The 10,070-nt window shown below is 57.2% G+C and carries 7 protein-coding genes; 1 reads left to right on the top strand and 6 read right to left on the bottom strand.

Going from position 1 to position 10,070, the window contains the following annotated elements:
* Nucleotides 1-2 precede the first annotated feature (2 nt).
* The 3 genes from ACXJ5O_RS00975 to pepN form a co-directional block, all read right to left on the bottom strand.
* Nucleotides 3-749 carry a hypothetical protein gene (locus tag ACXJ5O_RS00975; protein ID WP_457298239.1) on the bottom strand — a complete coding sequence of 249 codons (747 nt, stop codon included), beginning with the start codon at nucleotides 747-749 and terminating at the stop codon, nucleotides 3-5.
* Between the two features lie 84 nt (nucleotides 750-833).
* A complete protein-coding gene (locus ACXJ5O_RS00980) occupies nucleotides 834-3,155 on the bottom strand; it encodes a PAS domain-containing sensor histidine kinase (protein WP_457298240.1) in 2,322 nt (773 codons plus the stop codon).
* A 250-nt stretch (nucleotides 3,156-3,405) separates the two neighbouring features.
* A complete protein-coding gene (gene pepN, locus ACXJ5O_RS00985) occupies nucleotides 3,406-6,051 on the bottom strand; it encodes an aminopeptidase N (protein ID WP_457298241.1) in 2,646 nt (881 codons plus the stop codon).
* 263 nt (nucleotides 6,052-6,314) lie between these two features.
* On the opposite strand from pepN, the gene ACXJ5O_RS00990 reads away from it, so the two are divergent.
* Nucleotides 6,315-7,229, top strand: coding sequence for a DMT family transporter (locus ACXJ5O_RS00990; RefSeq protein ID WP_457298248.1), 915 nt, complete (start codon nucleotides 6,315-6,317; stop codon nucleotides 7,227-7,229).
* 3 nt (nucleotides 7,230-7,232) lie between these two features.
* Here the strand turns inward: ACXJ5O_RS00990 and ACXJ5O_RS00995 are convergent, their stop codons facing one another.
* The 3 genes from ACXJ5O_RS00995 to ACXJ5O_RS01005 all read right to left on the bottom strand — a co-directional run.
* A complete protein-coding gene (locus tag ACXJ5O_RS00995; RefSeq protein WP_457298242.1) occupies nucleotides 7,233-8,480 on the bottom strand; it encodes an MFS transporter in 1,248 nt (415 codons plus the stop codon).
* 93 nt (nucleotides 8,481-8,573) lie between these two features.
* Entirely contained in the window at nucleotides 8,574-9,401 is an 828-nt protein-coding gene (locus ACXJ5O_RS01000) for a uracil-DNA glycosylase (RefSeq protein WP_457298243.1), read from the bottom strand.
* Nucleotides 9,402-9,452: 51 nt separating this feature from the next.
* On the bottom strand, nucleotides 9,453-10,070 hold a 618-nt coding region (locus ACXJ5O_RS01005), incomplete at its 5' end, for a hypothetical protein (RefSeq protein WP_457298244.1).

Raw genomic sequence — 10,070 nt, forward strand, 5'->3', positions numbered from 1 at the left:
TGTCAGCCTGCGGGCGTTACTTCAAGTATGGCCAATCGAGCTTTGCCCTCGGCCGTATTGCCCACTATGACGGTTGTACCGGCCGCAACCAGAAATCCTTCGCCGACTTGCAGCGTTCGTGTATCGCTGCCCGACTTCAAGACAAGTGCGCCATCGACGGCAGCKACGTAAATGGGCTCGTTGCCGCGAACCGTATCACTGGCTCCCGTGGGCAGTGTTTTGATCCTCTGCTTGACCTTGTACGGACCGTCGATGGGTTTCTGATTACGAAAAATCACCTTGAACGGATTTGACGAATTGACATTGGCGATCATGCTTGTCGGTGCGCCGAGCGCAGTGCAAATGTCGCGGAAAGGTGCACCCGCTCGCATTATGTGTGTAGACAGATAATGCATTTCGCCTTGATCCACATTTCCTCCGGTGTGAACCGTAAGGTCAGGTATCAAGAAGGTCTGCTGCGTCGGAACCTTCGTTGTGGTACCGCCTTTATCGGCGGTCCACCAAAATCCGGTGCCCTTGATCGTCGTCACGCATTCGATGCCATCKTGCACATGGGTGGGAAACAGCCCGTTTCCCTTGACGGCAGTGATTTCATACCAGACATCCCAATTCTCTTTAATAGCTGTCGGAACGTCGCAAACACCTTCTATGACTTCGTTTGGCGCTGCTTGTTGTGCCCCAACCGGCATAGGTGGAGGGAGGGCAACAGCGCACGTCAAGAAAAGCATACATGCGAACTTCTTCAGCATGACACACCTCCCTCAATATTTCGATTGAGTATACGCTCATTAAGACTAGCTAGCAACTAATGCTGAAGTATTAGATGGGGACGGTTACCCGTCTGTTCTTTCTGGTATTCGCACAGAAACGATTGTACCGACACCTTCGGTGGAACGTATCTTCAGTGCTCCACCATGTAGTTGGGTCAACGAACGAGAAATGGCGAGACCCAATCCTGAGCCTGCGTGGGATTTTGTGAATTGATTTTCCACCTGTTCAAAGGGTTGGCCGATTTTCTTCAGCGCTTCTTTGGGAATACCGCAGCCGGTATCCTCGATAGTGAAGACAAGCGCACCCGATACTTTCCGTGCTCGAACAGAGATACGCCCGCCCGTATCGGTGAACTTCACGGCATTCGACAACAGATTGATCAATATCTGTTTTATGGCACGGCGGTCGGCATTGAGTGTAACGCTTTCCGCGATCCTGGTATCCACCTTCACGTCTTTTTCCTGTGCCTGCAGCGACACGACGCGCACGGTCTCGCGGATAAGCGGGCAAAGATCGATCTCCTCGCGATCCAGCGAGAAATGCCCGGCCTCGATCTTCGACATGTCGAGTATGTCGTTAATGACATTCAGGAGATAGTTGCCGCTGGTATGGATGTCGTGGACATATTCCACGTAGCGGTCGGAGCCGAGCGCGCCAAACGTTCCAGAATGCATGATTTCCGAAAAGCCGATAATGGCATTGAGTGGCGTACGCAATTCGTGTGACATATTGGCGAGGAATTCTGATTTCGCCCGGTTTGCCGCTTCTGCACGCTCCTTCTCGACAGCATATTTGCTGTTGAGCYCTGTAAGCTCCAGCGTACGTTCGATCTCGGATTTGCGCGCAAGGCTCAGGTCGTGAATTGTCGCCATCAAGCGGCGCTCGCTGTCGACCAATCGTTCTTCGTGCACTTTCAACTGGGTGATATCGGTACCCACCGACACGAGGCCCCCATCCTGCGTGCGGCGCTCATTGACCTGTAGCCATCGGCCGTCGGCCAACTGCCGCTCGAACGTCAGCGCGCCATTGCGACCGTGTTCATTGGCCATTCGCTTTTCCAGGGCGACAGCGCGGATCCGCGGCTCGAGCTCCTCGCGACCGATGCCTGGCAGCAGGCACTCATTGGCGAGCCCTGAATATTCGTTGAACTTGCTGTTCGACATGACCAGGCGGTTATCGGCATCCCACAGAACGAAGGTCTCCGAGATGCTTTCGATGGCCTCACGGATACGCTGATCGGCCTGTGCCGTCGCCTGAACGAAACGGTGCTGTTCGCTGACATCGACGGCGACGCCGACAAGATGCAGATCGCCGACATTTGCATCTGCAACTTGCGCTCGCACCCGCATCCATACCCAATGACCTTCCGCATGGCGCATGCGGAAGACGCGGTCCATCTGGCTTATTTCGCCGGCTGCCACCTGCGCCGCAAGGCTGTAGAGCTTGTCGTCGTCCGGATGGATGATTGACGATATGTCGCCGAGCGAGAGAATGGCGTCGTAGGCCTCGTAGCCGAGCATCTCATACATGGAGCGCGACCAGTACACCCGCCCGCGCGCCATGTCCCAGTCCCACAGGCCACAGCGGCCCCGCGCTAGTGCCGTGTCCACCCGTGCTTGTGTATGCTGGTAGAGCTCGTCCGCATCCTGCGCGCGAGCCGCTTGGCTGAAATAGGCATAGAGCACGATCAGCATGATCGTTGCCGTGCCGGCGAACATCGTGACGTTGATCGAGACAACACGACGCCAATCGGCGAAGACGGCCTCGACAGGGTGCATGACAAAGACTGAATAGGCGCCATTGCCCGAGCGGCTGAAGGCGGCGAGGGCAGGTGTGCCTTCAACTTTTACGGGCATTGCGCCGGCCCGGTCCCCAAAGAGGAAAAGCGGCTGCCCTTCGGTAACGAAACGCTCGAGATTCTTGTTACGCCAATAGTCACCACCATCGGATGAGACCACGATGTTCGCTTCATCATTCGCGATGGCAAACCACATGCCCGACGGGATCAGATCATTGGCGCGGATTTCGCTGACAATGTTCTGCAGGTCACCCACGCTCAGTTTTTGGCCGCCATTCATGCGATTGTCGATGACGCTCGCCACATGGGTTGCGGCCATGGACAAGGTTGCGCGGGCTGTACGCTCCGTGTCGTCACGCCAACCGAGAAGTGACATGGAACGCGCGAGAGCCAGTGCGAGCAGGAAGACGATGATGAGCGGTGGGATTGCGCGGCGAAGATAGGGCTCCGCGGCAAGCAGCTTGCCATAGGCGGGATCGGCGAGAAGTTTTATGTGACCCGAAAGCCGGTTGCGCCCCCGCGCATCGTTTCGGCTTTTGGCATAATTCTTCCCCGTCGGCGCGCGATACGCGTCCGCATTTGCCATTGAATGGCCCCCTCATTTTACCTTTGTAATCAGTGATTTGCTTCGGCACGCCGCACATCCGAAGCACCTGTAGTGAATCAAAACTGATTCTGCGTGTCTAGTCCCTTTGTTAAATATTTATCAATACTTATGGCGAGACAAAACTATAATCAGACGACGAGTCATAACTCCTTGAAATGACTCAATATCCCCTCGGGCAATGCCCGAGGGGATGATAAACAGGGCAGTGGATAACCCGCAGACGCCCTCTCTAGGCCAGCGTCCGCTCGACAATATCCCGCACGTCGGCCGAAAGTCCCGTCTCTCTGGCGATGGTCGCCAGCGATTCACGCGCATGTTCACGTCGCACTGGTTCGAACGATCGCCAAGAGCGCATCGCCGTCAGAAGCCGTGCGGCAAGCTGCGGGTTCTTTTTGTCGATGGTCAGGATTGTCTCGGCAAAGAACGTGTAGCCGGCACCGTCGGCGCGATTGAAACCCGTCTGATTACCGCTGGAAAATGCGCCGATCAAAGCCCGGGTGCGATTGGGATTGTCGAGCGAGAACAGCTTGTGGGTCATCAACTCACGCACCTTGTCCAGAGCCCCATTTCCCGGCTGCATCGCCTGCACCACGAACCATTTGTCCATGACGAGCGGATCATTGCCGAAACGTGCCTCGAAGGCCTGCAGCGCATGGTTTGTCGCATCGCTGTCGCCAAAGCGCTGGACGAGCACACCAAGCGCAGCAGCCCGATCTGTCATATTGTCGGCGTTTTTGAACTGCGTCGCGGCCCGCTTCGAACTACTCTCGGCGACGCTCAGATAATCGAGCAGCACGTTGCGCAGCGCTCTGCGGCCCGCTCCGGCCGCGTCCGGCTTGAACGAGCCCTCCTGCGCGAGCTCGCTATAAGTTTGCGCGAACTTCCCGGCATGTGCTTCGGCCACGGCGCTGATCAATGCATCACGGCTGCCAAGAATAGCATTCGGGTCGATATTCGCGCCAAGTTCACGCGCAATGTCGCTTTCGGACGGGATGCTAAGGCACAGCGCCCGAAACGCCTCATCCAGCGTTACGTTAAAGGCGATCTCGCCGAGGAGCTTGATCGACGAGTTCTCGATTGTCGCCGGCTTGCCGCCGCGGACGCGTTTGGCATTGCTCGTCAGCTTGGCGTTGAGCAGTTGGGTGAGGGCTTGCCAGCGCGTCACCTCATCGCCGTCGTTGCGGGCGAGGAAGGAGAGGTCGGTCCGGGTCAATTCGCTGGTAAGCGTCACCGGTGCCGAAAAGCCGCGCAGCAGTGAAGGGACCGGGCGTTCCGGGATACCCGAAAAACTGAAGCGCTCCTTGCGCTTGCGCAGATGGATGACGTCGTCCTTGACCAGACCGCCCTTGGCCGAACGCGGCCTGAGCTCACGACCTTTGGCACCGAGCAGCGCAAACTGCACGGGGATGTGCATCGGCTTTTTCGAAGTCTGGCCCGGTGTCGGCTTCAACGACTGCTCTATCTCGATTTCGAAGGTCTTGGTTGCCTGATCATAGTCGTAGGTTATGGCGAGATTGGGCGTCCCGGCCTGGTCGTACCAGAGCGCAAACTGGCTGAGATCTTCGCCCGACGCATCCTCGAAGACCTTGATGAAATCCTCGATGGTCGCGGCATCGCCATCATGGCGCTCGAAATAGAGGTCCATGCCCTTGCGGAAGAGTTCCGGCCCGAGAATGGTACGGATCATGCGCACGACCTCTGAACCTTTTTCATAGACGGTCGAGGTGTAGAAATTGTTGATCTCGCGGAACTGTCGGGGACGCACTGGGTGGGCGAGGGGCCCGGCATCTTCCGGGAACTGATGCGCCTTGAGACCCTTCACCTCGGCGATGCGCTTGACGGCGCGCGAACGCATGTCGGCGGAAAACTCATGGTCGCGGTAAACGGTCAGCCCCTCCTTCAGGCAAAGCTGGAACCAGTCGCGGCAAGTGATTCTGTTTCCTGTCCAATTGTGGAAATATTCGTGGGCGATCACCGCTTCGATTCCGGCATAATCCGTATCGGTCGCGGTGTCCGGGTCGGCCAGCACGTACTTGTCGTTAAAGACGTTGAGCCCCTTGTTTTCCATGGCGCCCATGTTGAAATCGGACACAGCGACGACATTGAACACGTCGAGATCATACTCACGGCCGAAGACATCCTCGTCCCATTTCATCGAACGCTTCAGCGCATCCATGGCATAAAGCGCGCGGGGCTCCTTGCCGTGCTCGACATAGATGCCGAGATCGACATGACGCCCCGAAGCGGTTGTGAACGTATCGGTAATCACGCCAAGATCGCCGGCGACAAGCGCGAACAGATAGGCTGGCTTCGGATGCGGATCGTGCCAGACAGCAAAATGCCGGCCGTTGGTAAGTTTGCCCTTATCTTGGGGGTTGCCATTCGACAGCAGCAATGGTGCTTCGCTGTGTTCGGCTTCGATACGCACCGTGTAAACGGAGAGCATGTCCGGCCGGTCGAGGAAATAGGTGATGCGGCGAAAACCTTCCGCCTCGCACTGGGTGCAATAAACGTCGCTCGACCGATATAGCCCGGTCAATTGCCGATTGGTGGTCGGATTGATCTCCGTGGTTATTTCGAGCGTGAAAGCGCCATTTTCCGGCAAGCCGCGAATTTCGAGACGATCTGGCGTCGCTACGTAGGCATTGTCGCCAAGGACGGCCCCGTCGAGGCGGATATCAACCAGCTTGAGGTCGTCGCCGTCCAGAATCAAAGGAGCGTCGGATGCAACACCCTCCCTGCGCTCGATCAGCAGTGTGGATTTGACGACTGTGCGCTCGGGATGGAGACTGAAATCGAGGTGGGTTTCGGGAATGAGAAAATCGGTGGGCTTGTAATCTTCCAGATGAAAAACCTGGCCGGTATCGGTACGCATCGTCTAACTGTCCTTATTGATGGCGGGGACCCTATCGATCTTTCTTGTGGCGCACAACAAATGCCGATTTGTTTGGTTCACAAACGCAACGTGAATGATTGCCCACTGGTGTGGCCGCTTAAACCATCCTAAAGATATATCAGTTTACAATTCCATACCGCCGCCGACCACTCTTTCTTCCAGGATGTAAAACCGTGTCCACTATCGTTCACCCGCGAGATGGTGAACCACTTGTCGCAGATCGTGCGCGCAGCACCAATGTCATGCTGGGAATTGGCCTCAAGGTCGCTTCGGTCTGCGTATTCGTCTGCATGTCGAGCCTCTTGAAAGCATCTGACGGTATTCCTGCAGGTCAACTGGTGTTCTTCCGCTCCTTCTTTGCGATTTTTCCGGTCATTGCCTTCATTGCGTGGCAGGGACAGATGGCTGTGGCATTCAAGACGAGCGAGCCCTTCAGCCATTTTTGGCGCGGCTTCGTCGGCGTTAGCGCCATGAGTCTCACCTTTTATGGTCTGACCAAGCTTCCTTTGCCTGAGTCCATCGCAATCAGTTACGCGACGCCGCTGCTGACCGTCGTATGCAGTGCAATTTTCCTGCGCGAAACGGTGCGGCTCTATCGCTGGTCGGCAGTGTGCTTCGGTCTTGTCGGCGTCGTCATCATCCTTTGGCCACGCATGTCGTTCTTTACTGGGGAAACAGAGTTTGGTGCGGATCAGGCTGTCGGCGCATTGGCGACACTGGGCGGTGCAGGGCTCGCCGCCATTGCTATGCTGCTCGTGCGCAAGCTGGTGCAGACGGAGCGCACACCGACCATCGTAGTTTACTTCTCCATCGCCTCAAGCGTCATTGCGCTGGTCAGCCTTCCGTTCGGCTGGGTCTGGCCGACTGCCTTCCAGGCGACCTGTCTGATCTTCGCTGGGATAGCTGGCGGCGTTGCGCAAATTCTGCTGACTGAAAGCTACCGCCATGCCGACATGTCGGCGATTGCCCCATTCGAGTATACGTCCATGTTGCTGGGGCTCGCTCTCGGCTATCTGCTGTTCGGTGATATCCCGACTGCGGAGATGATTACCGGAGCGGCAATCGTCATCAGCGCTGGCATCTTCATCATATATCGCGAGCATCGGCTCGGCCTCGCCCGGGCACGTGCCCGCAAGGTCTCGACGCCGCAGGGATAACCACTAATCTTCCTGCGCCGCCTCGCTCAGCGGGTGCAGCTGGAAAGTCTCCGGTGTCTGCGGCCGGTCATGCGGACGAATGGCGAAATCGGGACGCTCCGACGGAGCTTGTGACGCACGGCGAAGGCTGCGCCAGAACGCATAGGAACCATAGGCCGCATAGCTGATTGCCATCGTGACAAAGAAACCCGAAGGGCCATTCAGATCCATCAGCCGCCCGGCGATCTGCGGGCCAATCATGCTGCCGACACCATAAACGATGAGCAGGCCACTGGAAATCTTGACGAATTCACTGGGTTCGGCGAAGTCGTTGGCATGCGCCACATTGAGCGAATAGATCGGAAACAGCACCGTCCCGAAAACAAACATCAACGTATAGACCACCCACGGCGTGGCGGGCTGAACCATGATCATCGTCAACGATATCGCGACACCACCGAGCCCGGCCACGACCATCACGTACCGCCTGTCGACGAAGTCCGAGGCGCGGCCGATCGGGTACTGGAAAATTGCTCCACCGATCATCGAACTCGCGATCATCGTCGCAATGCCGAAGGTCGACAGGCCGATCTCGCGGCCATAGATCGCCGCGAGGAAGTTCCAGGCGCCGGCGATGATCCCCGCCAGCAGCGAACCGATCAATGCGGCGGGTGATTTCCGGTAGAGCCCGGGAAGGTCCAGCGATACCTGCGTCAGCGGGCGTGGTGACTGCGCATTTGAAAGACCTGTGGGCACCAGAGCACCAGCATAGATCAACGCCCCGATCATGAATAAAGCCTGTGTCGCGGGATCGCCGAACGGCAAAATATACTGGCCAACGAGAAGTCCGAGCATGGAAACGATCATGTAGATCGAAAACACCATGCCGCGTGTCGAATTGGTGACGCGCTCGTTCAGCCAGCTTTCGATCACCATGTAACTGCCGGCCAATGAAAAACCGGCCAGCGCCCGAAACAGCGTCCAGGCCCAGGGATCGATGATCAGGCCGTGCATCAGCATCGACATGCTGAGGAGCGTGAGGAGCACGGCAAAGACACGCACATGCCCGACACGCCGCACGAGACGGGGAACGATGATGCAACCGCCGGTGAATGCCAGCGCGTAACCGGTTCCTAGCCAACCGATGGTAGTCGGCGACCAGCCTTCCATGCCCGCGCGCAAGGGGAGCAGGATTCCCGCGAGGCCCCCTGCCGTCAGCATCAGAAAGGTGCTGGTCAATAACGCCGCGATCGGCAAGAGCTGGCGAAACATATATGTATCCTGCGTTTCAATGCCCGAAACTACAGGCTTGGATTGGCTCGCGAGCCTGAAATTACGACACGGCCATTCCAGTTTTGCGCCAATCTAGTCCGTCAATGCACGCAGTCGTATTTTGACGTTGACGAAATCGCGCCAGGCGAAGCGCTTTTGGGCAGGATTTCGCAAAAGATAAGCCGGATGCAGTGTCGGCATTACCGGTATCTGGATGCCGGACGTGGTCAAATGGGCTTTCCAGTTTCCGCGCAGGCGCAAAATCCCTTCCGTCGCATTGGTAAGCGCTTTGGCCGCTGGGCCACCGAGCGCGACGAGCAGCCTTGGATTGGCGAGCTCGATCTGCCGCTCGAAGAATGGGCGGCAAATTTCCGTTTCAAGCGGCGTTGGCGTGCGGTTGCCAGGTGGACGCCATGGAATGGTATTGGCGATATAGACACTGGTCCGGTCGAGGCCGATGGCCGCGAACATGCGGTCGAGCAATTGCCCCGAACGGCCGATGAACGGCACGCCTTCGAGATCTTCTTCACGGCCCGGTGCTTCACCGACGAACATGATCGGAGCCGCAGGATTGCCGTCGGCGAACACGAGGTTCTTGGCGGTGAATTTCAAGTTGCAGCCGTCGAATGCGGCGAGCTGCTCGCGCAGTTCCTCCAGCGTAGCAGCACTTGAAGCCATCTGCCGCGCCATCGCAATTTTGGCATCGTCGGGGACTGAGGTCTTGCTGAGGATGGATGGAGCCGGTTGGCTAGTTGCCGGTTGCTCAGGTCGCTGCTGCTGCGAAGGTCGAGCGGCCTGCGCCGGCGAAGCCGCGACACGCTTTGCCTCGATTTGGGAGAAGCGATCGACCGGCGCATCTTCGAGCGGCGTATCGACGCCGGCCTCGGCATAGAAATGCAGCAGTTCGCGCAAATTGGTCAAGCGATAATCCTTTTGTCTCTGAAGTCGCAAATTGCCGGCACAATTGCAAGGTCAGGAGGAAGGAATGCGTGGCTCCTGCACCAGATAAAAGACGCGTTTGGGTGTGAAATCGGCAATAGGAAAATCAAAGCTCGCACCAAAACCGGGATCGATCTTGCCATCCCGGAACACCATACGATCATAGGGCTCGAAGTCGTCGCTGAAAGTGCCGTAACCGGTCGATTTGATCATGCCCCTCTTGTCACCTGGCTGGTAGAAGGAAAGACCATCGCCATAATCGCTTGGCACGTTAAGCTGTTCCTGCAGTTCAAACTCGAACTCGACCCAGGGATGACCGCTGCTGTTGGTGGCCCGGACGCGCAGATAGAATAGAATCCCGGCATCCTCGCTCGGGTTAAGTTGCGCTACTTTTTCGGTGCGAATGATGAGTGTGGTTGGCGTTACCGAGGGGAATTCTTCCGTAAGGATGATTGGATCCTGCATCGTTCCTGTGCCACTGATGGACCGAATGATGAAGCCGCCAAGCTCATCGGAAAATGAGTAGGGCCCCGCAGTCCAAAGCCGCGGATCTTCTTGTGCCGATCCTCTCGAAACGTAACCGACGAAAAGCACGCAGATGGCCACCATGCCACGCAGCATCCAGTCCGTGCGGTATCGTTTCATCAGGTC

The sequence above is a fragment of the Phyllobacterium sp. P5_D12 genome (assembly GCF_054049495.1).

What these genes read in the sequence shown, in the direction of transcription:
- pepN (WP_457298241.1), bottom strand. Translation starts at nt 6,051, where the DNA reads ATGCGTACCGATACCGGCCAGGTTTTTCATCTGGAAGATTACAAGCCC.
- ACXJ5O_RS00990 (WP_457298248.1), top strand. Translation starts at nt 6,315, where the DNA reads ATGCTGGGAATTGGCCTCAAGGTCGCTTCGGTCTGCGTATTCGTCTGC.
- ACXJ5O_RS00995 (WP_457298242.1), bottom strand. Translation starts at nt 8,480, where the DNA reads ATGTTTCGCCAGCTCTTGCCGATCGCGGCGTTATTGACCAGCACCTTT.